Here is a 454-nt window from a genome sequence, read left to right as displayed (position 1 = left end):
TTTTTTATTGGTATTTAAAATCTTCGGGACGTTGCTATTTGATTCTAAAATAAAAGTGAATGGCCCTGGAAGTGCTTTTTTTAAAACCTTAAACGTAGGTGTATCAATTCTCTTTACATATTCAGAAATGTGGCTCAGGTCATAGCAAATAAATGAAAGATTAAGGTTTTTTGGCTTGATGCCTTTGATACGACATACTTTATCAATGGCCTTTCTGTTAAATAAATCACAGCCTATACCATAAATAGTATCTGTCGGGTAAATGATCACACCACCATCTCTAAGCACGTCTACAATGTGCTCAACTTTCTTACGATCGGGGTTGTCTGCATATAGTTTTATAAACTCGGCTTCCATATGTGTACCAATTTAAAAAATCCTGAATCAAATATCGCTGTTTGTGATAATGATTCGTTGGTTAACTTTGTGGGTTATATTCTTATTTTTGTTGCTA

General features: G+C 33.7%; 1 protein-coding gene. It reads right to left on the bottom strand.

Annotation, left to right across the window (positions count from 1 at the left end):
- On the bottom strand, positions 1–357 hold a 357-nt coding region (locus E1176_RS00175; RefSeq protein ID WP_185152458.1), incomplete at its 3' end, for an L-threonylcarbamoyladenylate synthase.
- Between the last annotated feature and the right edge of the window lie 97 nt (positions 358–454).

It is taken from the genome of Fulvivirga aurantia, assembly GCF_009711475.1.
GTDB lineage: Bacteria > Bacteroidota > Bacteroidia > Cytophagales > Cyclobacteriaceae > Fulvivirga > Fulvivirga aurantia.
Note: the sequence above shows the minus strand (reverse complement) of the source record. Positions and strands in the feature narration are given on the sequence as shown.